Annotated in this window: 21 protein-coding genes; 12 read left to right on the top strand and 9 right to left on the bottom strand. The window is 66.2% G+C overall.

Annotated features, from left to right (window positions below; all coding sequences use genetic code 11):
• Nucleotides 1–4: 4 nt before the first annotated feature.
• A complete protein-coding gene (gene gspC, locus JN531_RS00525; protein WP_228346904.1) occupies nt 5–871 on the bottom strand; it encodes a type II secretion system protein GspC in 867 nt (288 codons plus the stop codon).
• Nucleotides 872–989: 118 nt separating this feature from the next.
• Here gspC and JN531_RS00520 point away from each other — a divergent pair, with 118 nt between their 5' ends.
• From JN531_RS00520 to clpA, 3 genes are all read left to right on the top strand, one after another.
• Nucleotides 990–3,203, top strand: coding sequence for a CHASE2 domain-containing protein (locus JN531_RS00520; RefSeq protein ID WP_228346903.1), 2,214 nt, complete (start codon nt 990–992; stop codon nt 3,201–3,203).
• A gap of 108 nt (nt 3,204–3,311) precedes the next feature.
• Complete coding sequence (gene clpS / locus JN531_RS00515; RefSeq protein ID WP_228346902.1) at nt 3,312–3,641, top strand: ATP-dependent Clp protease adapter ClpS; 330 nt, start codon at nt 3,312–3,314, stop codon at nt 3,639–3,641.
• Nucleotides 3,641–5,920: an ATP-dependent Clp protease ATP-binding subunit ClpA gene (gene clpA, locus JN531_RS00510; protein WP_228346901.1), complete on the top strand. Its 2,280-nt coding sequence runs from the start codon at nt 3,641–3,643 to the stop codon at nt 5,918–5,920. The genes clpS and clpA overlap by 1 nt, the downstream gene beginning before the upstream one ends.
• A 51-nt stretch (nt 5,921–5,971) precedes the next feature.
• Here clpA and infA read toward each other — a convergent pair whose 3' ends face one another.
• The 5 genes from infA to JN531_RS00485 form a co-directional block, all read right to left on the bottom strand.
• Nucleotides 5,972–6,190 carry a translation initiation factor IF-1 gene (gene infA / locus JN531_RS00505; protein WP_228346900.1) on the bottom strand — a complete coding sequence of 73 codons (219 nt, stop codon included), beginning with the start codon at nt 6,188–6,190 and terminating at the stop codon, nt 5,972–5,974.
• A gap of 127 nt (nt 6,191–6,317) precedes the next feature.
• Complete coding sequence (locus tag JN531_RS00500; protein WP_228346899.1) at nt 6,318–7,022, bottom strand: arginyltransferase; 705 nt, start codon at nt 7,020–7,022, stop codon at nt 6,318–6,320.
• On the bottom strand, nt 7,019–7,741 hold the full coding sequence (gene aat, locus JN531_RS00495; RefSeq protein WP_228346898.1) for a leucyl/phenylalanyl-tRNA--protein transferase: 723 nt from the start codon (nt 7,739–7,741) through the stop codon (nt 7,019–7,021). The genes JN531_RS00500 and aat overlap by 4 nt, the downstream gene beginning before the upstream one ends.
• Complete coding sequence (locus JN531_RS00490) at nt 7,734–8,882, bottom strand: GNAT family N-acetyltransferase (protein ID WP_228346897.1); 1,149 nt, start codon at nt 8,880–8,882, stop codon at nt 7,734–7,736. The genes aat and JN531_RS00490 overlap by 8 nt, the downstream gene beginning before the upstream one ends.
• A gap of 85 nt (nt 8,883–8,967) precedes the next feature.
• Nucleotides 8,968–9,300, bottom strand: coding sequence for a hypothetical protein (locus JN531_RS00485; RefSeq protein ID WP_228346896.1), 333 nt, complete (start codon nt 9,298–9,300; stop codon nt 8,968–8,970).
• A gap of 159 nt (nt 9,301–9,459) precedes the next feature.
• Between JN531_RS00485 and JN531_RS00475 the strand changes: the two genes are divergently transcribed.
• From JN531_RS00475 to purL, 9 genes are all read left to right on the top strand, one after another.
• Nucleotides 9,460–11,850: a DNA translocase FtsK gene (locus tag JN531_RS00475; RefSeq protein ID WP_275591467.1), complete on the top strand. Its 2,391-nt coding sequence runs from the start codon at nt 9,460–9,462 to the stop codon at nt 11,848–11,850.
• A gap of 68 nt (nt 11,851–11,918) precedes the next feature.
• Complete coding sequence (lolA, locus tag JN531_RS00470; RefSeq protein ID WP_228346895.1) at nt 11,919–12,527, top strand: outer membrane lipoprotein periplasmic chaperone LolA; 609 nt, start codon at nt 11,919–11,921, stop codon at nt 12,525–12,527.
• Between the two features lie 106 nt (nt 12,528–12,633).
• Entirely contained in the window at nt 12,634–13,884 is a 1,251-nt protein-coding gene (locus JN531_RS00465; protein WP_228349958.1) for a replication-associated recombination protein A, read from the top strand.
• Entirely contained in the window at nt 13,881–14,255 is a 375-nt protein-coding gene (gene crcB, locus JN531_RS00460) for a fluoride efflux transporter CrcB (protein ID WP_228346894.1), read from the top strand. The genes JN531_RS00465 and crcB overlap by 4 nt, the downstream gene beginning before the upstream one ends.
• 36 nt (nt 14,256–14,291) lie before the next feature.
• Entirely contained in the window at nt 14,292–15,527 is a 1,236-nt protein-coding gene (gene serS, locus JN531_RS00455) for a serine--tRNA ligase (RefSeq protein WP_228346893.1), read from the top strand.
• A 67-nt stretch (nt 15,528–15,594) separates the two neighbouring features.
• Nucleotides 15,595–16,452, top strand: coding sequence for a pirin family protein (locus JN531_RS00450; protein WP_228346892.1), 858 nt, complete (start codon nt 15,595–15,597; stop codon nt 16,450–16,452).
• Between the two features lie 26 nt (nt 16,453–16,478).
• Entirely contained in the window at nt 16,479–16,808 is a 330-nt protein-coding gene (locus JN531_RS00445) for a DUF1820 family protein (protein ID WP_228346891.1), read from the top strand.
• Nucleotides 16,808–17,572, top strand: coding sequence for an MBL fold metallo-hydrolase (locus JN531_RS00440; RefSeq protein ID WP_228346890.1), 765 nt, complete (start codon nt 16,808–16,810; stop codon nt 17,570–17,572). Before JN531_RS00445 ends, JN531_RS00440 begins: the two co-directional genes overlap by 1 nt.
• Before the next feature lie 69 nt (nt 17,573–17,641).
• On the top strand, nt 17,642–21,460 hold the full coding sequence (gene purL, locus JN531_RS00435) for a phosphoribosylformylglycinamidine synthase (protein ID WP_228346889.1): 3,819 nt from the start codon (nt 17,642–17,644) through the stop codon (nt 21,458–21,460).
• Nucleotides 21,461–21,471: 11 nt separating this feature from the next.
• On the opposite strand, the gene JN531_RS00430 is transcribed toward purL, so the two are convergent.
• The 3 genes from JN531_RS00430 to JN531_RS00420 all read right to left on the bottom strand — a co-directional run bounded on the left by JN531_RS00430 (nt 21,472) and on the right by JN531_RS00420 (nt 23,162).
• On the bottom strand, nt 21,472–22,194 hold the full coding sequence (locus JN531_RS00430) for an MlaA family lipoprotein (protein WP_228346888.1): 723 nt from the start codon (nt 22,192–22,194) through the stop codon (nt 21,472–21,474).
• Nucleotides 22,195–22,275: 81 nt separating this feature from the next.
• Nucleotides 22,276–22,524, bottom strand: coding sequence for an STAS domain-containing protein (locus JN531_RS00425; RefSeq protein ID WP_228346887.1), 249 nt, complete (start codon nt 22,522–22,524; stop codon nt 22,276–22,278).
• Nucleotides 22,521–23,162 (bottom strand): MlaC/ttg2D family ABC transporter substrate-binding protein, encoded by a 642-nt coding sequence (locus JN531_RS00420; RefSeq protein ID WP_228346886.1) that lies wholly within the window; start codon nt 23,160–23,162, stop codon nt 22,521–22,523. Before JN531_RS00420 ends, JN531_RS00425 begins: the two co-directional genes overlap by 4 nt.
• Between the last annotated feature and the right edge of the window lie 4 nt (nt 23,163–23,166).

Here is a 23,166-nt window from a genome sequence, read left to right as displayed (position 1 = left end):
GGCATCAGTTCAGGGAGATGTTCACGGTCTGGGCATTGCCCCCGCGTTCGATGGTCAGGCTGACCTGGCTGGCGGTCGAGAGTTCCGTCAGCATCTGCAGCGCCCGGGTGGCGTCGTTGAGTTCGGTGCCGTTGATGCCGGTCACCAGATCGCCGGGGCGCAATCCGGCGGCATTGAACAGCGAGCGGTCACGGCCCGGATAGATTCGGTATCCCCGCATGGTGCCGCCGGAGGCGGCGGGTTGGACCCGAAGATAATTGGCTGCCTGGGTCGGGTCCTGCAGGATTTGCTCGCGCACGCTGGCCAACTGCGGCAGGGCCACCCTGTCAGGGAGGGCGGTGCTGGCCGGCGCGCTGCTGCTGACGGCACGATTGGGGGCGTCCTTGTCGAGCCGCAGGGTTTCATTGCGCCCATTGCGGGAGAGCACCACCCGGTCCGCGAAAATCGCCTTGAGCGTGGCGCCACGGACGACGTCATCGCCAATCGAGAACGGTTGCTCCTCGCCGTTGCCGGTGCCGATCAGCGCACGCGAGTCGGCATCGTCGTCACCAGCGAAAATGCCCAGCAGGGTCAGATTGAGGTTGGTGTCCGGGGCGTCGGCCAGCGCGGCGTCGCTGGGGGCCTCGACGCTGGCGGCGCCGAACAGCTGCGCGTTTGCCAGCGCCGCCACATCGATTGGTGTTGGGCCACCCTGGGCTGTGGCCGCCAGCGCCGGTACCGGGCGCCAGGCATCCGGGGGCGGTACCGCCCACCAGAAAAGGCGCGCCAGCTGCAAGCCGATGAGCAACGACAGCAGCAGTGTCAGCCCGACGGGCACGACCCGCTGGGCGCGCTCACGGTGCTGAAGCCAGAATGCCTGGAAGGGGGCCATGGAGGTCATCGCGCGATGATAACCCGGTGTCATGGCATTCATGGCGACGCGGCGGCGCCAATTGCCGGGGCGGGCCGCATTTGCCAGTCTAGGGGTCAACCGGGGGAGGGAGGGTGCCATGAGACAGCGCACGCTGATTCGTTTTGCGATCAGCCTGGTCGTGCTGACGCTGTTCGTGCTGCACAGCGGGCGGGTGTTGCCGCTACGCCTGCTCGATACCGTCGAGCGGTACACCTATGACGCCCGGGTGTTGTTGAGCTTGCCCGGCACCGTCGACCCGCGAGTGGTCATCATCGACATCGACGAGCGTTCAATGGCCGAGCTGGGCCAGTTTCCCTGGCCGCGCGATCATCTTGCGAGGCTGGTGGACCAAGCCTTCGACCGGTATCAGGTCGGCGTGCTGGGCTTCGACATCGCCTTCGTCGAGCCGGATGCCACCTCAGGGCGACGTATCGTCGAAGCCGTGGCGACCGATCCCGGATGGCAGGGGGATACCGACGCCTTGACCCGACGTTTCGACCATGACCGTCGATTTGCCGATGCCCTGTCGGGGCGCCCGGTGGTGCTGGGCACCTACTTCTCGCCCACGCGACAACAGCGGGGTGCCGACGATGTCGGGCAGCTCTGCGCGCCGGTGCTGGCCCGTGAGGTGGCACAGTTGTACGCGGTCGACTTTCCGCGGGCTGAAGCCTACTCGGCCAACCTGCCCGTGTTGCAAACGGCTGCGACCACCTGCGGATTCTTCGACAACCCCACCCTGGACGACGACGGTGTCTACCGACGAGTGCCCTTGCTGCAGCGGTTCGATGGAGCAGTCTACGCGTCGCTTGGGCTGGCGGTGGCGCGGCTGGCGCTGGGGCAGCCTGAGGTGGGATTCCGCTTCGACCCGCCCGACGCCCGCGACAGCCTGCATCTGGAGGCGCTGCTGGTGGGTGATCGTCGTATTCCGGTTGACGAGCAGGTGGCCGCGCTGGTGCCCTATCGGGGCGAACAGGGCAGTTTCCCCTACGTGTCGGCCGCCGATGTCATTGCCGGACGCGCTGACCCGGCCATTCTCGATGGCGTGATCGCGCTCGTCGGGACCAGCGCGCCAGGCTTGCGGGACTTGCGCGTGACGCCAGTCGGCAAGGCATTCACCGGGGTCGAGGTCCACGCCAATCTGGTGTCGGGGATGCTGGATGGTCGGATTCACCAGCGCGCGCCCTACTACCGCGGGATCGAGGTAGTGCAGCTCACCCTGATCGCGCTCATCGTGACCTGGAGCTTCACGCGTCTGGCGCCACTGGCCGGCGCCGGGTTGGGGCTGGGGCTGCTGGCGATCGTCGGCCTGCTGGCCTGGGGCTTCTGGACCGGTGGGCAGTTCGTCCTGCCGCTGGGCGTGCCCATCAGCTTCATCCTGCTGTTGTTCCTCGTGCAGTTGCTGTACGGCTATTTCATTGAATCGCGCGGCAAACGCGAGATGTCACGCCTGTTCGGCCAGTATGTGCCGCCGGAACTGGTCGAGGAGCTGTCAGAGCACCCGGAGGCGCTGTCGATGGAGGGGGAAAGCCGCGAGATGACGGTCCTTTTCTCTGATGTCCGCGGGTTCACGACCGTCTCCGAGCAACTGGATGCGCGTGAGTTGGCCCAGTTGATGAACCGGTTCCTGACCCAACAGACCGCGGTCATCCAGCAGTACCGTGGCACCATCGACAAGTACATGGGGGATGCCGTCATGGCGTTTTGGGGCGCGCCGTTGCCGGACGGCGAGCATGCCGCCCATGCCATCGAAGCTGGCCGCCAGATGTTGAAGGCGGTGCGGGAGCTGGATCAGGAGTTCGCCGCCCGCGGCTGGCCGCGTCTCGAAATCGGCGTCGGCGTGAACACTGGCCGGATGAATGTCGGCAACATGGGGTCAACGTTCAGGATGGCGTATACGGTGATGGGCGATGCGGTCAACCTGGGGTCGCGGCTCGAGGGCCTGACCAAGGCCTATGGCGTGTCGATGCTGGTCTCGGAGACCGCGCGTACCGCGGCCCCGGCCGACTGGGCCTATCGCGAAATCGACCAAGTGCGGGTCAAAGGCAAGACGCAACCGGTGGCGATCTACGAGCCAATGGGGCCCAAGGCCGACCTGGCGCCGACGCTGCGCACTGAGTTGGCGCGACATCGTGGCGCATTGACACTCTACCGCGGCCAGGAGTGGGCGCGCGCCGATGCCGAGTTTGCAGCCCTGGCGGAACAGTCGCCCAGCTGCGCGGTCTATCGGGTGTTCCGTACGCGCATTGCTCATTTGCAGGCTCACCCGCCCGGGCCAGGGTGGGATGGCGTGTTCGACTTTGACACCAAATAGCCCGCGTTTGACGCCGCCGGTCGGCCGCCGGCCGTCGCCGGCCTGTCATTTGCTCATCAAGGGATGAGACGCCATTGCATTTGCGGGCGCCGCGCTAATATTGAGGTCATGAGCAATCGAGATTCCATCCGGCCTGACGACCCCTCCGGCGGGCTTGCCGTCGAAGAGGCCAAGCCGCGCCTGAAAAAGCCGCCGCAGTTTAAAGTGGTGGTGATGAACGACGACTACACGCCGATGGAGTTCGTGGTCCAGGTCTTGCAGCAGTTCTTTCACCACTCGCGCGAAAAGGCGGTGCAGATCATGTTGCATGTGCATACCCAGGGTCGTGGCGTGGCGGGGATCTACCCGCTGGAAATTGCCGAAACCAAGACGGCACAGGTCAACGCGTTTGCCCGCAAACACCAGCATCCGTTGCTGACGATCATGGAGGAAGTGTGATGTTGTCCGACGATCTGCAAAAAGCACTGGACGCCGCATTTGTCGCGGCACGCATGGAAGGCCATGACCTGCTGACGGTGGAGCACTTGCTGCTCGCGCTGCTGTCAGACGCCAACGTCTCCGAAGCCCTCACCGCTGCCGGTTGCGACCTGGAGCGACTGGAACGCGAGCTGCGCGACTACATCAGCACCAACCTGCAGCGGGTCGGTGAGCTGGAGCGCCATGAAGTGCAGCCGACCCTGTCGTTCCAGCGGGTACTGCAGCGGGCGATCTACCACGTGCAGGCGTCGGGCAAGAAGCAGGTCAGCACCCTCAACGTGCTGGTAGCCATGTTCGCCGAAAAGGACACCCATGCGGTGTATCTGCTGGGTGAGCAGGGTATTTCCCGCCTCGATATCGTCAATTTCGTCGCCCACGGTATTGCCCGCAACGGGGCCGCACCGGAAAAGGCGCCGGAGGCGCCGGACGACCGTCCCGAAGGCGGTGACGACCGCGGCGAATCACGGTCGGCGCTGGAGCAGTACGCGGTCAACCTCAACCAGCGGGCGGCGGAAGGGCGGATTGACCCGCTGATCGGTCGCGACCTTGAGGTCGAGCGTGTCATGCAGACCCTCTGCCGTCGCCGCAAGAACAACCCGCTGCTGGTGGGGGAGGCGGGCGTCGGCAAGACCGCCATCGCCGAAGGTCTGGCCTGGCTGGTGGTGGAAGGCCGGGTGCCGGAGTTGCTCGAAGGCAGCATCGTCTACAGCCTTGACCTCGGCGCGCTCATCGCCGGGACCAAGTACCGCGGCGATTTCGAGAAGCGATTCAAGGCGGTGATGAACGAATTGCGCGAACAGCCCGGCGCCATCGTCTTCATCGACGAGATTCACATGATCATCGGTGCCGGCAGCGCCTCCGGCGGCGTCATGGATGCCTCCAATCTGCTGAAGCCGCTGCTGTCGTCCGGTGAGTTGCGTTGCATCGGCTCGACCACCTATCAGGAATACCGGGGTATTTTCGAGAAGGATCGTGCGCTTGCCCGACGATTCCAGAAAATCGACGTCAACGAACCCAGCGTCGAGGACACCGTGAAGATCCTCGAGGGGTTGAAGTCCCGGTTCGAAGAGCACCACGCAGTGCAGTACACCCGCAGCGCCCTGCGCTCGGCGGTGGAACTGTCGGCGCGTCACATCACCGACCGGCAACTGCCCGACAAGGCGATCGACATCATCGATGAGGCCGCAGCGCGACTGCGCCTGTTGCCGGAATCGCGTCGACGCAAGACGGTTCAGGTGCGCGATATCGAGGAGACGGTCGCCAAGATCGCACGCATCCCGCCGAAGAGTGTCTCGACCAACGACCGCGACAAGCTGGCGACACTGGAGCGGGATCTCAAGCTGGTGATCTTCGGGCAGGATCCGGCGGTGGAACAGCTGGCAGCCAGCATCAAGCTGTCGCGCTCCGGCCTTGGTAACCCGGACAAACCCATCGGCAACTTCCTGTTGGCGGGTCCCACCGGTGTCGGCAAGACCGAAATTACCCGGCAGCTGGCGCAGTGTCTCGGCATCGAGCTGATCCGGTTCGACATGAGCGAGTACATGGAGCGCCATACGGTGAGCCGTCTGATCGGGGCGCCTCCAGGCTATGTCGGCTTCGACCAGGGTGGCCTGCTCACCGACGCGGTGATCAAGCAGCCGCACGCGGTGGTGCTGCTGGACGAGATCGAGAAAGCCCATCCTGATGTCTTCAACCTGCTGTTGCAGGTCATGGACCATGGCACCTTGACCGACAACAACGGACGCAAGGCCGACTTCCGCAACATCATCCTGGTGATGACGACCAATGCCGGCGCGGAAGAAGCGGCGCGGCGGTCGATGGGATTGATCGAGCAGGACAACATGCCAGATGCGCTGGAGGTGATCCGCAAGCAGTTCACCCCCGAGTTCCGCAATCGCCTCGACGCCATCGTCGCGTTCGCACCGCTGGGTGCCCGCGAGGTGCTGCGGGTGGTCGACAAGTTCCTGATGCAGCTCGAGGCCCAGCTGGGCGCCAAGAACGTCCAACTCGATATCGACGAGGAGGCACGCGCCTGGCTGGCGGAGCGGGGATATGACGCAAGGATGGGCGCGCGCCCGATGGCACGCATCATCCAGGAGCACCTGAAGCGGCCGTTGGCCGAGGAACTGCTGTTTGGCAAGCTGGCCCACGGCGGACGGGTGACCGTCACGGTAGACGACGACCAGTTGCAGTTCGAGATCGAGTCGCGCGAGCGGGCGCAATCACCGGAACTGGTCTAGCGCCAGCGGCGGCGCCGTGAGGCGCGGCGAGGGCCGCTTACGCCTCAGTGCTCACTTGTCGCGGAAGGTAATGCGACCCTTGGTGAGATCGTAGGGCGTTAGCTGAACGGTGACCTTGTCCCCGGTCAGGATGCGGATGTAGTGCTTGCGCATCTTGCCGGAAATGTGGGCGGTGACGATGTGGCCGTTCTCCAGCTTCACCCGGAAGGTGGTGTTGGGGAGCGTGTCCATGACCACACCGGCCATTTCAATATGATCTTCTTTCGACATTCGTTCCTGCAGTGAATCGCTGCCGGCGCGGAGGGCGCCAGCAAACCGGCTCAAAAAGTGAGCGCGCATTATCCGCGCATGGGCGCCCCCGATCAACGTGACCGTGGCGAAATGTCGCGAGGCCGGCTCAATCCGGCTCGAATCGGCGCCATTGACCGCCGCTGAAGACCTCCAGTGGCTGGTAGTCCCGCTTGTACTCCATCTTGCGGCTGCCGGGCACCCAGTAGCCAAGATAGACGTGTGGCAGTTCGGCCTGTCGTGCCACCTCGATCTGCTGCAGGACGGCCTGCGTCCCCAGACTGCGGCGGGTCTCGGCCGGATCATAAAAGGTGTACACCGCCGACAGCGCCAGCGGCAGACGGTCCACCACCGCCACCGCAACGAGCCGGGTTTCGGCGCGAAACTCCCAGAACTGCACCTCCCCCCACGCGCATTGCAGGAACTGTTCGAAGGCCTCGCGGTTGTCAGGTTCCATACCGCCGTCGGCGTGGCGGGTGGCCAGATATCGGCGATAGAGGGCGAAGTGCTCATCGGTCAGGCCCGGCGCCACCTTCACCTGCAACGACTCATTGCGGACCTGACATCGCCGCTGGCTGCGATTGGGGATGAAGTCGGCCACCGGGATTCGAGCAGGGATACAGCGCGTACAGCCCATGCAGTGCGGGCGATAGACGTGTACGCCGCTGCGGCGGAATCCCTGTTCCAGTAGCCAGCCGTACCGGGTGGTGGTCAGCGGTAGCGCAGGGTCGATATAGGCGTTGCGGGCCACGCGGCCCTGCAGGTAGCCACAGGGATGCTCGGGGCTGAGGAAGAGATGGACGCGGTCGTTCATTCGGCCACCGTGGGATCGAACTTCCAGCGCCCGGGGTGACCCGCACGCTGCGCGGCCGGGCGCGCCCGCTCAAGAAAGAGGTCCCGGGGCAGTTCGACCGCCCCCAGGCTTCCCAGGTGCGGGGAGTACACCTGGCAGTCGAGCAGCACGTAGCCCCAGGCACGCAGGTGCAGGCACAGCCAGTAGAGCGCCAGCTTGGACGCGTCGGTTTCCGCCGAGAACATCGACTCGCCGTAAAACATCTGCCCGATCGCCACCCCGTAGAGACCCCCGATCAGCCGGTCATCGCGCCAGACCTCGATGCAATGCGCATGTCCTTCGGCGAATAGCTGACGATAGGCGCGCTGCATGTCGGCCCCGAGCCAGGTGCCGCGAGTGCCCTGACGCGGCGCGGCACAACCGGCCAGTACCGCATCAAAGGCGCTGTCGAAACGAATCTCGACGTCCCGGCGGCGAATGCGACGCGCCAGCGAGCGGCTGACGTGCAACTGCTCCGGAGGCAACACCGCCCGCGGATCGGGACACCACCAGAGAATTGGCTCATCAGCGTTGTACCAGGGGAAGATGCCCTGTGCATAAGCGTTGAGGAGGCGGGGGGTTGAGAGGTCGCCGCCGATCGCCAGCAGCCCGTTGGGCTCGCGCATGGCCAGATGCGCGGGCGGAAAGGGCTGGCGCGGGTCGCGTGGGTCCAGCCAATGGAGGCGGATCGGGTTATCCATCGGGTGCAGGCGCCTGTCGATAGGCCCCATGGTGCCGCAAAGCCTCGGCATGCGCCGCCACGGCCGGGCGCTCGCGGGCCAGATAGTCAGCCACCGCTTCGCGCAGACGGGGATGCGTGAGCCAGTGGGCCGAGTGGGTGATTACCGGGGTGAAGCCGCGCGCGGACTTGTGTTCCCCCTGGGTGCCCGCATCAAAGCGCCGCAGTCGCTGCTCAATGCACCAGTCGATGCCCTGGTAGTAGCAGGTTTCAAAGTGCGCGCCGTTGAGTTCAATCATGCTGCCCCAGTGCCGCCCGTAGAGACAGTCCCCGGACTGCAAGAACAGCGCCATCATCACGGTCTGGCCGTCGAGCCGTCCCTGCAATACCCACAGCGGGCAGTCCTTGCTCGCGGCGTAGTGTTCAAAGAAGGCACGCTGAAGGTAAGGGTGCTGGCCCCGCATGGCGTAAGTGCTGGCGTACAGACGATAGAGGTGGTCCCAGTCACGTCCGCTCAGGGTCGCGGCCGGGCTGCGGTGATAGTGGATGCCCGCCTCCGGCATGCGGCGTCGCTCGCGGCGCAGCTTTTTGCGTTTGTCGGCACTCAATTGTCCGAGGAAGTCGTCGAAGTCAGCGTACCCGGGGTTGTGCCAGTGATACTGCACGTCGTGGCGCAGTAGGGCGCCGTGCTCGCGTAGCGGCCCGCTGGCCACCTCCGGTGGGAACAGCACATGGGTGGAGGACAGATCACCGTCGGCGGCCAGCGTCGACAGCTGCCGGAGCAGCCGGGCTTCCGCATCCGCGTCAACCGCCGCCCAGCGGGGGCCGCTGCTGGGGGTGAACGGAACCGCCACCACCAGACGCGGGTAGTAGGGACGCCCTAACCGCTCACTGGCCTGGGCCCAGCTGAAATCGAAGACGAACTCGCCGTAGGAGTGCGCCTTCAGATAGAGCGGGCAGGCGGCCAGCAAGGCGCCGTCATCGGCCTCCAGCAGAAGGTGACAGGGCGTCCAGCCGGTCTCTGGCCCGACGCTCCCGCTTTGCTCGAGGGCATCGAGGAAGGCATGCCGGACGAACGGATAGTCGGTATTGAACAGCCTGTCCCAGGCTTCGGCATCAAGCTCGGCAATGGCGGACAGGTGTCGGAAGCGGCCGCGGGACACTAGAATTTCCTCAGTCGCGCCTTGCCTGGCAAGACAATAGCCTGCAACGCGGCGACCGCATGAGTGCTAGCAGGCCCAGACGGGTTCAGTGAAAGGTTGGCGCTACCGCCGGCACGTCCCTGAGGGCCCACTGCACCACCGCGTCGTGCTCGAACCGCGTGATCGTTTCTTCATCGGCCGGTGGGCCAGCATCACTGACGCGCCCTTCGGCATCGAAGGCGACACTGGCGCCCGCGGTCTGGACCCGGATCTCGCCGACCTCGGTGTCGTCGACGGTGAGCTGCAGATAGCGCACCCGCCGGTCGGCCAGTTCGGGTAGCCGGCTCGATCCGGCGGCGACTTTCGCCGCCTGCTCGGGGGTGAATTCGCGGATGCCGCCATCCGACGTGATCAGGAAGTGCCTCACTTCTGTACTCATGAGCAGTTCTCCGCGCTGGGATGTCTTTTCGACATGGGATCAATATGAAGGTTTCTTCCGGAGTTTCAAGTTGGCGCGGAGACCGCCGGTCATCCGGGGCGCTGCCGCCCGGCTGATACACTGTCACCCAGACCTATCAAGACCCCGGACTCTTCCGTTTTGACCGCGTTGCAAGCCTGGTTTCACAAGACATTCTGGCGCCGCGGGGCTGCGACCCAGGCGGTCGACACCCGACGTGGGCCCGGTTGGCTGGAGCGCCTTCCGCGCGAAGCCGCCATGCTGGCCTGTGCCGCGCTGGCGGTGTTCCTGTTGATGACCCTCCTCAGCTTCAGCCCTGACGACCCCGGCTGGTCGTCCTCGGGGACTGGGCGGGCGGTGGTCAATCTGGCCGGGCCGCTGGGCGCCTGGCTCGCCGATGTCCTGTTGTCGATGCTGGGTATTACCGCCTACCTCTTGCCCTGGGCGGTGCTCTGGCTGGGAATCCGGATTCTCCGGGGGGATCCGCCAGCGGCGCCGGTGGCGTTGCCGGTACCGGTCCGCTTGGTCAGCGCCCTGGTGGCGGCCGCCGGCATCTCCGGACTGTGCGCGCTGCATGTTGGCCTGCCGGCCAGCTGGGCGCCCCAGGGCAGCGGCGGCATCACCGGACAAGCGCTGTCGGGCGCGCTGGCCGGCGGGCTCGGTGGGGTCGGGGCGACACTGGTCCTGTTGACCATGGCCGTGGTGGCGGCGCCGTTGGCGATGACCTTTTCCTGGCTGCTGCTGCTGGAGCGGATCGGCGGCTGGCTGTTGGATCCGCCCTGGCGACAGCCTGCCGAAGACCGCAATGAGGCCGTGGATGCCGTTGTCGGCGATGACACCGCCGCACCTTCGCCGGCGCCGCGCCTGTTGGCGCGGGCGGCTCGGAAAGTGACGCGCAAGGAACCCAAGCTCGCCGAATCACCGGAGCAGCAACTGGACTGGGTGGCCGAGGCGGCGCCAGCGGCATCGCCGGCCGCCCGTCCAGCCAGTCGCCGCCGCAAGGTCGACAACACGGCCGAGGTGCCGGTTTTCGATGGCGATCCGCTGCCACCACTGACCCTGCTCGATGCGCCGCGCTTCACCGGCCAGCGGTACACCGCTGAGGAGCTGGAGTCGCTGGCCCGCGATGTCGAGCGACACCTGGCGAGCTTCGGTATCAAGGCGGAGGTGGTCGATGCCACCCCGGGCCCGGTGATCACTCGCTTCGAGCTGCAGCCGGCCGCCGGCGTCAAGGGCTCGCAGATCACCAACCTGTCACGCGATCTCGCGCGCTCGCTGTCCGTGGCCAGTGTTCGGGTGCTGGAAGTGGTCGAAGGCAAGTCGGTGATCGGGCTGGAGATTCCCAACCAGAAGCGAGAAATGGTGTTCCTTCGGGAGATTCTCGATTCGGCGGCCTATCGCAACGCCAGCTCCGGTCTGACCATCGCCATGGGTAAGGACATCGCCGGGCGTCCGCTGGTTTTCGACCTCGGCAAAATGCCGCACCTGCTGGTGGCCGGCACCACCGGCTCCGGGAAATCAGTGGCGATCAACACCATGATCCTGTCGCTGCTGTACCGGGCGCGGCATCAGGAACTGCGTTTCATCTTCATCGACCCGAAGATGCTCGAGCTTTCGGTCTATGACGGCATCCCCCACCTGCTGACGCCGGTGGTCACCGACATGAAGGACGCGGCCAATGCCTTGCGTTGGTGTGTCGCCGAGATGGAGCGTCGCTACCGCCTGATGTCGGCGCTCGGCGTGCGCAACCTGGCCGGTCTCAACCGCAAGGTGGAGGAAGCCGCAGCGGCCGGCGAGCCGATCGAGGACCCGATTCGCAAGGCACCGCCCGGAGACCTGTTCGACGAGGGCGAGGCGCAGGCGGGTGCGCCGCTGGAAACCATGCCGCATATCGTCATCGTCATCGACGAGTTGGCCGACATGATGATGGTGGTCGGCAAGAAGGTGGAGGAACTGATCGCCCGCCTCGCGCAAAAGGCGCGTGCGGCCGGGGTCCACCTGATTGTGGCCACGCAGCGACCCAGCGTTGACGTCATTACCGGCCTGATCAAGGCCAACATCCCCTCTCGTCTGGCCTTTCAGGTGGCCTCGCGGGTCGACTCCCGCACCATCCTCGACGACATGGGGGCCGATACTCTGCTGGGCCACGGGGACGGCCTGTTCCGCCCCATCGGGGCCTCGCGGCTGGATCGGGTTCACGGCGCCTTCGTCGACGACCATGAAGTGCACAAGGTGGTGGCCTATCTCAAGCAGGTGGCTGAGCCGCAGTACATCGAGGACATCTGTGCCGAGGAACCTGCCGGCCCGGCCGAAGGCGGCGATGCGGATGCCGAGGCCGACCCGATGTACGACGCCGCCGTGGCGGTGGTGATCGAAACCCGCAAGGCCAGCGTCTCGTGGGTGCAGCGGCGGCTCAAGATTGGCTACAACCGGGCCGCGCGCATCGTCGAGCAGATGGAATCCGCCGGCGTCGTCGGCCCCAGCGGGCCGGGCGGTAACCGTGAGATTCTGGTGCCGGGAGGGCGTGAATGAGGCGTCGCTCAGGCCGCATTCAGTCGCCGCCGTCGACACTGGTGGCCCCAGTGTTCCGGAGCCTGCCCGTGTGTTTGCGCATCGTTTTTCTATCCTTGCTGGCGCTGTTGCTGAGCCCGGTCCACGCCGCGACACTGGACGCCCGCTGGCAGGCGCTCGAAGGCCTGCAGGCCGATTTCGTCCAGGTGCAGCGTGACGTTGACGGCGTTTTGCTCGCCGAAAGTGCCGGCCGTTTTGTACTGCAGCGGCCGGGACGCTTTCGCTGGGACTACACTGAACCTTACGCCCAGACCATCGTCGCCGACGGGGTCAACCTGTGGACTTATGACCCTGATCTTGCCCAGGTCACCCGGCGACCGGCCGAACAGGCCCTGCAAGGCACCCCGGCGGCACTGCTGGCCGACCGGCAGGCGCTGACCACCACCTTTGAGATCGCGCCACTGCCGTCCGAAGGCGGGCAGGACGGCTGGCGACTGACGCCGAAAACCGACGACGGTGAGTTCTCGCGGATCGACCTGTGGATGCAGGCGCAGACGCCGGTGCGGATGGTGTTTGCCGATGCGCTGGGGGGAATCACCGAAATCCGTTTCGAGCAGGTCACCCTGAATCCGGCGCTGACCGGCAAGGCATTCCGTTTCGACGTGCCTGCCGGCGTCGACGTGGTCGACATCCAGTGACCACGGCCGGATGACCGCGATGACGGCGCCTTCTGCACCGACACGGTCACCGGCGACGCTGTTCGAGACCGTGCCGGCGGCGGCGGCGCAGCCGCTGGCGGAACGGATGCGCCCGCGTACGCTGGACGAGGTCACCGGCCAGGACCACTTGCTGGCGCCAGGGGCGCCGCTGGCGGCCCTGATCGCCTCCGGCCACCTGCCGTCGCTGGTGTTCTGGGGCCCCCCGGGGGTCGGCAAGACCACGTTGGCACGCTTGTTGTCGACGGTGACCGACGCCCGCTTCCTGACGCTTTCGGCCGTGTTGGCCGGGGTCAAGGACATCCGTGCGGCAGTGGAGCAAGCACAGGCAATCCTGCCGCAGCGTACGGTGCTGTTCATCGATGAGATTCATCGGTTCAACAAGAGTCAGCAGGATGCGCTGCTTCCGTTCGTTGAAAGTGGCGCGTTGACGCTGATCGGCGCCACGACCGAGAACCCCTCGTTCGAGCTCAACAGCGCCCTGTTGTCACGGCTGCGGGTGATGGTGCTGAAGGCCTTGGATGTCGAGGTGCTGGAAGGGCTGGTGCGACGGGCGCTGGTGGATGCCGAGCGCGGCCTTGGGCAGTCGCCCGGCGCGCTGCCCGACACGGTGCTGCGGCAGATCGCCGAGGCGGCCGACGGTGATGGCCGGCGCGCACTGATCCTGCTGGAGACCGTGGTAGCCGGGCAGTCCGCCGGTGTCGCGCTCGACGAGGACGGCCTGCAGCGGCTGATCGGTCGCGGGTTGCGGCGCTTCGACAAGCAGGGCGAGCAGTTCTATGACCAGATCTCGGCGCTGCACAAGAGCGTGCGCGGTTCCGATCCTGATGCCGCCCTCTACTGGCTGGCACGGATGCTGGATGGCGGCTGCGATCCCGGCTATCTGATCCGCCGGGTCACCCGTATGGCCAGCGAAGACATCGGGCTGGCCGATCCGCGGGCCCTGCCGCTGTGCATTGCCGCCTGGGAGGCCTACGACCGCCAGGGCAGCCCCGAAGGGGAGCTGGCGATCGCCGAGGTGGTGGTCTACCTCGCCTGCGCGCCGAAGAGCAACGCCGCCTATACCGCCTACAAGGCGGCACGGCAGGCGGTGCAGAACGGTGGCACGGCGGACGTGCCGATGCACCTGCGCAATGCGCCGACCCGGCTGATGAAGGATCTGGGCTACGGTCAGGGCTACCAGTACGACCCGGACAGCGAGGGCGGTCATGCTCAGACCCAGACCTACTGGCCCGACGGCATGGCACCCCAGACGTTCTACCAGCCGGTGTCGCGGGGACTGGAGATCCGCATCGCCGAGAAACTGGCGCAGCTACGCGCGCGGCGGGCCGGGCGATGAATCTGTGGTTTGCCGTCGCGCTCGGGGGTGCCGCTGGCGCCAGCCTGCGATTCGCCGTCGCGCTGGCGATGCGCGGGGTCGGCGGTGCGCTGCCCTGGTGGACCTTGACGGTGAATGTCCTCGGCAGCTTCGCCATCGGCCTGATCGCCCAGCTTGCCGTTGCCCGTGGCTGGCCCGAGCCGCTGCGGATCGGGCTGATGACCGGCCTGCTCGGCGGCTTCACCACCTTCTCGGCATTTTCGCTCGAAACCCTGGCGCTGCTGCGGGAGCAGCCGGCGGCCGCGTTCGCCAACGTCGCCCTGCACCTGCTGTTGTGCCTTGCCGCCTGCGCGTTCGGGCTGTCGCTGGGTGGGCGGGGCGGGTCGGTATAATCCCGCGCTCTTTCGCCGTACCAGGACGCCTTTCCCATGCTGGACCCCAAACGCCTGCGTGCCGAGCCCCAGCGCATCGCCGAGCAGCTCGGCCGCCGTGGCTTTGACTTCGATGCCGCTGCCTTCGAGACACTGGAGGCCCGTCGCAAGCAACTGCAACTGGAGACCGAGGCCTTGCAGGCCGAGCGCAACCGGCGCTCGAAGGAAATCGGTATTCAGAAAGCCCAGGGTGGCGACGTTTCGGCGGTGCTGGCCGACATGGAACGGTTGAAACACCAGCTCGGCGACAACGCTGCGGCGCTGGACGCGGTGAATGCCGAATTCGAGACCCTGGCGCTGGGCCTGCCCAATCTGCCGCAGGACGGTGTGCCCGATGGCCGCAACGAAGACGACAACGTCGAGCTGCGTCGCTGGGGGGCGCCCACCGTCGGGGCCGCGACCGAAGACCATGCCGATATCGGCGAGCGGCTGGGGCTGATGGACTTCGCTGCCGCCGCCAAGCTGACCGGTGCGCGATTCACTGTCATGCGGGGCCAGCTGGCGCGGCTGCATCGCAAGCTCACCCAGTTCATGCTCGACGTTCACACCCGCGAGCATGGCTACGAAGAGCTCTATGTGCCCTACATCGTCAACGCCGCTTCGTTGCGGGGCACCGGCCAGCTGCCGAAGTTCAAGGAGGACCTGTTCCGCCTTGAAGGGGACGATGACTGGTACCTGATTCCCACTGCCGAGGTGCCGGTCACCAACCTGTTGCGCGACGTCATTCTTGACAGCGCCGAAGTGCCGCGCCGTTGGGTCTGTCACACACCGTGCTTCCGGTCCGAGGCCGGCAGTGCCGGTCGCGACACCCGCGGCATGATCCGCCAGCACCAGTTCGAGAAGGTCGAGCTGGTCCAGGCGGTGAGACCCGAGGATTCCGCGGCAGCGCTGGAAGCGCTCACCGGGCATGCCGAGGCGATTCTGCAGAAGCTCGGCCTGCCCTATCGGGTGATGGCGCTGTGTGCCGGTGACATGGGATTCGCCGCCGCCCGCACCTATGACATCGAGGTCTGGCTGCCGAGTCAGCAGCGCTATCGCGAGATCAGCAGTTGCTCCAACTTCGAAGACTTCCAGGCGCGGCGCATGCTGGCCCGGTATCGCCCCGACAACGGCAAACCGGCGCTACTGCACACGCTCAACGGTTCCGGTCTGGCGGTCGGGCGGACGCTGGTGGCCCTGCTCGAGAACCATGGCGGTGATCTTGACGCCATCGAGGCGCTGTTGTCGTCGTGAAGCGGCGCCGCCAGCGCCCGGATTGGATACCCTAGCGGTCGTCATCCCGCCCCTGTCAGGAGCTCCCATGTCCAAGGTCATCAAGCCGCAAACGCGGGATATCGGATTCCCGGTCCGCCGTATCCTGCCGTCGGCGCAGCAGTGGATGGTCGGCCCGTTCATCTTTCTCGACCACATGGGGCCGGCGCTGTTTCCGCAGGGCACCACCGAAGGGGATGTCCGCCCGCATCCGCATATCGGGCTGGCCACCGTCACCTACCTGTTCAGTGGTGCGTTCATGCACCGCGACAGCATGGGTGTGGTGCAGCGGATCGACCCAGGCGCGGTGAATGTGATGGTGGCGGGAAGCGGCGTGGTGCACTCGGAGCGCATTCCCGACGATATCCGCGACCGCCAGCAAGCGGTCGAGGGGATCCAGATGTGGATGGCGTTGCCGGTGGAGACGGAAGAGGCAGAGCCTGCGTTCATGCACTATCCGGCTGCCGAGTTGCCGGTCGATCGGTTCGAGGGCGGCGAGCTGCACCTGCTGATCGGGGCGTTGGGCGCCCGCCATTCGCCAGTGGATACCGGTACCGAAACCTTGTTTGCTGTCCTCACCCTGGCGCCCGGTGCGTCCTGGCGGATGCCGGCCGGTGTCGGTGACCGAGCGCTCTATCTCGCCAGCGGCAGCCTCGCGGTCGATTCCGAACCGCTGCCGCAGCATCACCTGATGGTGGTGGATGCGACCCGCGACCTGCTGCTGACCAGCAGTGAAGGTGCGCGGGTGGTCATCGTTGGCGGGCAGCCCTATCCGGAAACCCGGCACATCGTCTGGAACTTCGTCTCGACCCGTCCCGAACGCATCGAGCAAGCCAAGGCGGACTGGAAGGCGCAGCGCTTTGCGGCCGTGCCCGGCGAAACCGAGTTCATTCCGCTGCCGGCTTGAGCGTCAGTGATAAAATATCGAACTATATGAGTACGCCCGCCCGTCTTTACCGCGTCAGCTTTCGCAATCACGACCAGATATTCGAGATTTACGCGCGCGAGGTGAGCCACGGCAACCTGCTGGGCTTCGTCGAGATCGGCAAGCTGGTGTTCGGCGAGCGCAGCACGGTGGTGGTGGACCCCGGCGAAGAAAAATTGAAGGCGCAGTTTGATGGTGTCGAGCGGTTCTATCTGCCGGTTCACTCGGTGATCCGCATCGACGAAGTCAGTCGCCAGGGCCCGGCACGGGTGACCGATGCCGGTGACAGCGGCAAGATCATGCCGTTCCCGTTGTACCCGAGCGGGCCGCGGGGCTGATGCGCTTCGCCTCCCTCGGTTCCGGCAGCAAGGGCAATGGCACCGTGGTCGAGGCGGGCGGCACCCGGGTGTTGATCGACTGCGGGTTCACCCTCAAGGACACCGAGCAGCGGCTGGCCCGTCTCGGCCTTGAGGGGGGGCAGCTGGACGCCATTCTGGTGACCCATGAGCACGGTGACCATCTCGGCGGGGTTGGGCGACTGGCGCGACGCTACCGGACACCGGTTTACCTGACCCACGGTACGGCACGGGTCTGGCATGACGACGCGGTTCCCGACATTCGTCGGTTTGACCCCGACCATGGGTTCACCATTGGCGCCCTCGACATCGAACCGTTTGCGGTGCCCCACGATGCAGCGCAACCCTGCCAGTACCGGATCGGACATGGCAGCCGCTGGCTGGGGGTGATTTCCGACCTCGGCCACGTGACGCCGCATGTGGTCGCCCGCCTGGATGGCTGCGATGCGCTACTGCTGGAGTGCAACCATGATCCGCAGATGCTCGCCGACGGCCCGTATCCCTATCGCCTCAAGCAGCGGGTGGGCGGTGATTTCGGTCACCTCTCCAACCGGCAGTCGGCCGCGCTGTTGCAGCGCCTGGATCGCCGCCGCCTGCAGCACCTGATCCTCACCCACCTGTCCGAGGTGAACAACACGCCGGCGCTGGCGCGGGCGGCCATCATCGATGTGCTGGAAGACGATCCGGCCTGGTGTCGCTGTGCCGATCAGGGCGCCGGTCTGGCTTGGTGTGACCTGGTGGCCTGATGGCCCGACGCGGCATCGGCGCGCCGAAAAATGGGACAATGGCGGCTTGCTCCCCGATGCCTGAAGCCCATGCCCGTGCAACTGATCAGCGGACTGCCGCCGCTCTCCGCCTTCCGTCTGGAACGACTGGCCGCCGCGCTGGGACTGCGATCGTCGGACATCGACGTCTGCGAGTGTTTTCTGGTCGAGGGTGAGGCCGACTCCGGACGTCTGAGAGAGTTGCTGGGCCCCGGCGTCGATGCGCTGCCGCAAGGCGACCTGACCCTCTACGTGGTGCCGCGGGTGGGCACCGTGTCGCCCTGGTCGAGCAAGGCCACGGACATTGCCCGTGTCGCCGGGCTGGACGGAATCCGTCGCATCGAACGGGGTCGGGTGGTGGCCTTGCGCGGGTGTACCGCGCTCACGCCCGTGCAACGTGCCGCCCTGCATGATCCGATGATGGAATCAGTGCTGGAGGATCCGGCCGCGCTGTCGCAACTGTTTGCCGTTCAGCCGTCACGACCACTGCGGGTGGTTGACGTGCTGGGCGGCGGCCGTGCGGCACTCGCCGCCGCCAACACCGATTGGGGTCTGGCCTTGTCGGACGACGAGATCGACTACCTTGCCGCGCATGCCCGGACCTCGGGCCGCAACCCGACCGACGCCGAGCTCATGATGTTCGCCCAGGTCAACAGCGAGCACTGCCGGCACAAGATTTTCAACGCCGAGTTCACCGTCGACGGTGAGCGCCAGCCGCACTCGCTGTTCCAGATGATCCGCATGACCCATGCCGCCGCGCCCGAGGGTGTGTTGTCCGCCTACAAGGATAATGCTGCGGTGGTGGCGGGCCCCACCGCGATGCGCTGGTTTCCCGATGCCGATGGTGTCTGGCGCGGACATGACGAACCCGTGCACATGCTGATGAAAGTGGAGACCCATAACCACCCCACCGGAATCAGCCCCGACCCCGGAGCCGCTACTGGCAGTGGCGGCGAGATTCGGGATGAGGCCGCCACCGGCCGCGGTGGCAAGCCCAAGGCCGGACTGGTCGGTTTCACCACCGCCAACCTCCGCATTCCCGGCTTTTCCCAGCCGTGGGAGGCCGATCTGTCGACACCGTCGCGGATGGCACCGGCACTGGACATCATGCTCGAGGCCCCCATCGGGGCTGCCGCCTACAACAACGAGTTCGGGCGGCCCTGTCTCAACGGCTACTTCCGCACCGTGGAGCTGGTGACCGCGGACGGCCGCAATCGCGGGTATCACAAGCCGATCATGATCGCCGGCGGTTTCGGTAGTGTCCGCGATGGCCATGTCGACAAGCTGCCGGTGGTCGACGGCGCGCTGCTGCTGGTGCTCGGCGGCCCCGCCATGCTGATCGGCCTGGGAGGCGGCGCAGCCAGCTCGATGGCCACCGGCAGTTCCTCGGAAGCGCTCGACTTTGCCAGTGTGCAGCGCGCCAATCCGGAACTGGAACGGCGCTGCCAGGAGGTGATTGATGCCTGTTGGCGCCTCGGTGCCGACAACCCCATTCTGTCGATACACGACGTCGGCGCCGGCGGCATTTCCAACGCCTTGCCGGAGCTGGTGGACGCCGATGGACGCGGCGGTCACTTTCAGCTGCGTGACGTGCAGTCGGCCGACCCGGCGCTGTCGCCGATGGAAATCTGGTGCAACGAAAGCCAGGAGCGGTATGTGCTGGCGATCCGGCCCGAGGGCCTGGCCGTGATCGAGGCAGCCTGTACTCGCGAGCGCTGCCCGATGGCTGTGGTCGGCCGCGCAACCGTCGAGCCGCAACTGCGGGTCGAGGATGCGCGTGACGGCAGCTTTCCGGTCGACATGCCGATGCCGGTGTTGCTGGGCAAGCCGCCCCGTCTCCAGCGCAACACCCGCCGACAGCCGCCGCTGACCCGCCCGTTGCCGCGAATCACGCTGGAAGAGGCGGCGCGCCGGGTGCTGCGACTCCCCGCGGTCGCTGCCAAGCATTTCCTGATCACCATTGGCGATCGCACCGTCGGGGGCCTGAGTGTGCGCGACCAGATGGTCGGGCCCTGGCAGGTGCCGGTCGCCGATTGCGCGGTCACCGCAACCGGGTTCACCGCCACCACCGGTGAGGCGATGGCGATGGGCGAGCGGCCATTGCTGGCCGCGCTCGATGCCGCGGCATCGGCACGCATGGCAGTGGGCGAGGCGCTTACCAATTTGGCGGCGGCATCGATTGCCAAGCTCGGCGACGTCCGGTTGTCCGCCAACTGGATGGCGGCCTGCGGCAACGATGACGAGGATGCGCGCCTGTTCGATGCGGTGCGCGCAATCGGCGAGCAGCTGTGTCCGTCGCTCGGCATCGCCATCCCGGTGGGCAAGGACTCGCTGTCGATGAAGGCGCTGTGGGCCTCGCCCGACGGTGTCGAACAGAAGCAGACGGCGCCGGTGTCGGCGATCATCTCGGCGTTCGCACCGGTGGCCGATGTGCGTCGCAGCCTGACGCCGCAGCTGCAGCCGGAGGCCGACAGCGTGCTGCTGCTGGTCGACCTCGGAAACGGCCGAAACCGGCTCGGTGGCAGTGCCCTGGCGCAGGTTTACGGCGAACTCGGCGAGATCGCACCGGACCTCGACCAGCCCATGCAGCTACGGGCGGCCTGGGACCTGCTGCAGCGCTGGAATGCTGATGGACAGGTGCTGGCCTATCACGATCGCAGTGACGGTGGCCTGTTCGTCACCCTCTGCGAAATGGCGTTTGCTGGCCGTTGCGGCCTGTACATCGACCTGCCGCAGGGCGACCTGCTGGGCCAGTTGTTCGCCGAAGAGCTGGGCATGGTGGTGCAGCTTCGCGCAGCCGATGCCGACCGCTTTGCCAGTGAGGGTCTGGCGGCCGGGCTGACCATCCAGCGGCTCGGCAGCGTCCAGGCCGACGGGCCGCTGCGCTTCTGCATGAACGGGGCCCAGCATTTCACGGCATCACGCGCCGAACTGGAGCAGATCTGGGCGGAAACCAGCTACCGCATGGCGGCCCTGCGGGACGATCCGGACTGCGCCCGCGAGGCTTACGAGGCGTTGGCGGACGATGCCGATCCCGGCCTCACGGTGTCGTTGCCGCTAGCGCTGGCGCCGGTCCCCGTGCTGCGTGGCCGGCCGAAAGTGGCGATTCTCCGCGAGCAGGGTGTCAACAGTCATGCGGAAATGGCCTGGGCGTTTGATCGCGCCGGCTTCGACAGCATCGACGTGCACATGAGCGATGTGCTCGGCGGGCGCGTCGCCCTGATGGATTTCGCCGGCTTGGTGGCCTGCGGCGGTTTTTCCTACGGTGATGTGCTCGGCGCCGGCCAGGGCTGGGCCAAGTCCATCCTGTTCAACCCGCAGGCACGGGCGGCTTTCGCCGAGTTTCTGGCCTCGCCGGACCGGTTCGCCCTGGGCATCTGCAATGGCTGCCAGATGTTCGCGGCGCTGAAGTCGCTGGTGCCGGGTGCCGAGCACTGGCCGACGTTCCGCCGCAATCGCAGCGAGCAGTTCGAAGCGCGTTGGACCATGGTCGAAGTGCCGCCGTCGCGATCGCTGTTCTTCGACGGCCTTGCCGGCGCCCGGCTGCCGATCGCCGTGGCCCATGGTGAGGGCCGGGCGGTGTTCACCGAAACCGACGATCGCGCCGCCTGTGAGGCGGGCGGACAGGTGGCGCTGCGTTTCATCGACCGTCACGGCGCGACGGCCCTGCGCTATCCCGACAACCCCAACGGCTCGCCCGAGGGCATTACCGGCCTCTGCAATTCCGATGGCCGGGTCACCGTGCTGATGCCGCATCCGGAGCGGACGGTGGCGGGTGTCACCGGTTCGTGGTGGCCATCGGCCCATCGTGGTGGCGATACCACGCCGTGGCTGCAGTTGTTCGCCAACGCCCGTCGCTGGGTGGGCTGAGGCCGCCGCCGCTACTCGTCGAAGTATTCGTCGTAGTTGATCTCTTCCACCGGCGGGTTGCCGTCGTGGAGGAGGTTGTAGCGCCGATCCAGGTAGGCGCTGCGCAGAAAGACGTAGGGATCGAGCTGGTCGGCCATCAGCTTTTCGGTGCCCAGCAGCCCGGCGCGACTATCGATCGCGCCGATGACGATCAGCCCGACACGCGTTTCTTCCTGGTAGGGCCCTTCAAGATAGTAGACCGGGGTCGCGAAGCCGTCGGCAACGCTGCCGACCAGGTCGCGATTGGTGGAGGGCCCGAGAAACGGCAACATGAGGAACCAGCCTTCGCCGACCCCCCAATGTCCGAGGGTCTGACCGAAATCCTCGTTGTTGGCATGCAGCCCGATGTCGGTCGCCGGGTCGAGTATGCCGGCGAGACCGACGGTGGTGTTGAACAGAAAGCGGCCTGTGTCACGGGTCGCCTGCCACAGCTTGAGTTGCAACAGGTCGTTGACGATCACCACCGGATAGCCGAGGTTATCGAGAAAATTGCTGATGCCGCCGCGGACCGGCGCCGGGATCACCTTCACGTAGCCACGCGCCACCGGCTCGGCGACATAGCGGTCGACGGTATTGTTGAAGGCGAAGATCTGGCGGTTGACCGGCTCCAGCGGATCGGCGGGCTCATAGCTGGGCCGATGCGCACAGCCGCCGAGGGCGAGGCAGGTGACAAGCGCTAGAGCAATGTTTCGCACTGATGGGCACCTAGAGCGAGCTGCCAAGGGGGTAGGCGCAAGGCGCAGCAGGCCGGCGGAGGCAGAGCGATTCATTGAGGGTCAGGGTTCCTGGAGTCCCAACAGGGTACCGACGCCGAGAAAATCGGCAAGCGCCTGCATCTGTGCCGGGATGGCGGTCAACTGCAAGGTGCCGCCGGAGCGGCGCCGCAGCTCCAGCAGGCAAGCGATGCCGGCACTGTCGACGTGATCGACTGCGGAGAGATCCAGGGTGCCGGCGGCGGCCAGCGCATCGCCGCGCTCGGCCAGCAGCGTCGGTACCGTCACAAAGCTGAGGGCGCCCTCGATCATCCAGCCGCGTCCTTGATGGTCTCGGTTTTGGGGTCGATCTGGCCGCCCTCCAGCTTCTCGATCACGGCGTCCAGCCCGTTCTTGCTGATCTCGCCGTTGAGCTGCGCACGAAAGTTGTTCACCAGCGAGATGTTCTCCACCGTGATGTCGAAGACCTTCCAGCCGGCCTCGGACTTGTGCATGACAAAGCCGATCGGCACCGGTGGTGCATCCTTGCGGATCAGCGTCGATTGCACCGTGGCGCGGGTGGCATCGTCCGCCATGCGCAGCGGCTTCCATTCGATCTCGACTGAATCGTGGTAGTCGACCAAGGCCGTGGCGTAAGACTGGAACAGCATGTTCTTGAAGGCGTTGCCGAAGCGTTCCAGTTGTTCCGGTGTCGCCTTGCGGCCGTGCAGCCCCAGCACCAGGCGGCTGATGCGCGGCACATCGAAATGGGGCACGACCTTCTCGTCCACCAGCGTCGACAGGGCTTCGGGATTTGCCTTGTACTCGGCCTGGTGTTCGGCGATGTCGGCACGCAGTTCGGCGGTGACGGTTTTCACCAGTTCGTCAGGTGGAGTCGCGGCGGTGACAGTCTGCGCACTGGCGCCGACACTGAAGACGGCGACAGCGATGAAACTGAGGAAGCGAGACATGGAA

The organism is Flagellatimonas centrodinii (assembly GCF_016918765.2).
GTDB lineage: Bacteria > Pseudomonadota > Gammaproteobacteria > Nevskiales > Nevskiaceae > Polycyclovorans > Polycyclovorans centrodinii.
The sequence above is the reverse complement of the archived record's forward strand: the minus strand, read 5'-3'. Positions and strand labels throughout refer to the sequence as shown.

Bases quoted from the DNA above. Each gene is read 5' to 3' on its own strand.
- JN531_RS00500 (WP_228346899.1), bottom strand. From the start codon at position 7,022: ATGAACGACCGCGTCCATCTCTTCCTCAGCCCCGAGCATCCCTGTGGC.
- JN531_RS00420 (WP_228346886.1), bottom strand. From the start codon at position 23,162: ATGTCTCGCTTCCTCAGTTTCATCGCTGTCGCCGTCTTCAGTGTCGGC.
- JN531_RS00440 (WP_228346890.1), top strand. From the start codon at position 16,808: ATGCGCTTCGCCTCCCTCGGTTCCGGCAGCAAGGGCAATGGCACCGTG.
- clpS (WP_228346902.1), top strand. From the start codon at position 3,312: ATGAGCAATCGAGATTCCATCCGGCCTGACGACCCCTCCGGCGGGCTT.
- JN531_RS00485 (WP_228346896.1), bottom strand. From the start codon at position 9,300: ATGAGTACAGAAGTGAGGCACTTCCTGATCACGTCGGATGGCGGCATC.
- JN531_RS00425 (WP_228346887.1), bottom strand. From the start codon at position 22,524: ATGATCGAGGGCGCCCTCAGCTTTGTGACGGTACCGACGCTGCTGGCC.
- infA (WP_228346900.1), bottom strand. From the start codon at position 6,190: ATGTCGAAAGAAGATCATATTGAAATGGCCGGTGTGGTCATGGACACG.
- JN531_RS00445 (WP_228346891.1), top strand. From the start codon at position 16,479: ATGAGTACGCCCGCCCGTCTTTACCGCGTCAGCTTTCGCAATCACGAC.
- serS (WP_228346893.1), top strand. From the start codon at position 14,292: ATGCTGGACCCCAAACGCCTGCGTGCCGAGCCCCAGCGCATCGCCGAG.
- crcB (WP_228346894.1), top strand. From the start codon at position 13,881: ATGAATCTGTGGTTTGCCGTCGCGCTCGGGGGTGCCGCTGGCGCCAGC.
- JN531_RS00520 (WP_228346903.1), top strand. From the start codon at position 990: ATGAGACAGCGCACGCTGATTCGTTTTGCGATCAGCCTGGTCGTGCTG.
- JN531_RS00450 (WP_228346892.1), top strand. From the start codon at position 15,595: ATGTCCAAGGTCATCAAGCCGCAAACGCGGGATATCGGATTCCCGGTC.
- JN531_RS00465 (WP_228349958.1), top strand. From the start codon at position 12,634: ATGCGCCCGCGTACGCTGGACGAGGTCACCGGCCAGGACCACTTGCTG.
- clpA (WP_228346901.1), top strand. From the start codon at position 3,641: ATGTTGTCCGACGATCTGCAAAAAGCACTGGACGCCGCATTTGTCGCG.
- gspC (WP_228346904.1), bottom strand. From the start codon at position 871: ATGGCCCCCTTCCAGGCATTCTGGCTTCAGCACCGTGAGCGCGCCCAG.
- purL (WP_228346889.1), top strand. From the start codon at position 17,642: ATGCCCGTGCAACTGATCAGCGGACTGCCGCCGCTCTCCGCCTTCCGT.
- aat (WP_228346898.1), bottom strand. From the start codon at position 7,741: ATGGATAACCCGATCCGCCTCCATTGGCTGGACCCACGCGACCCGCGC.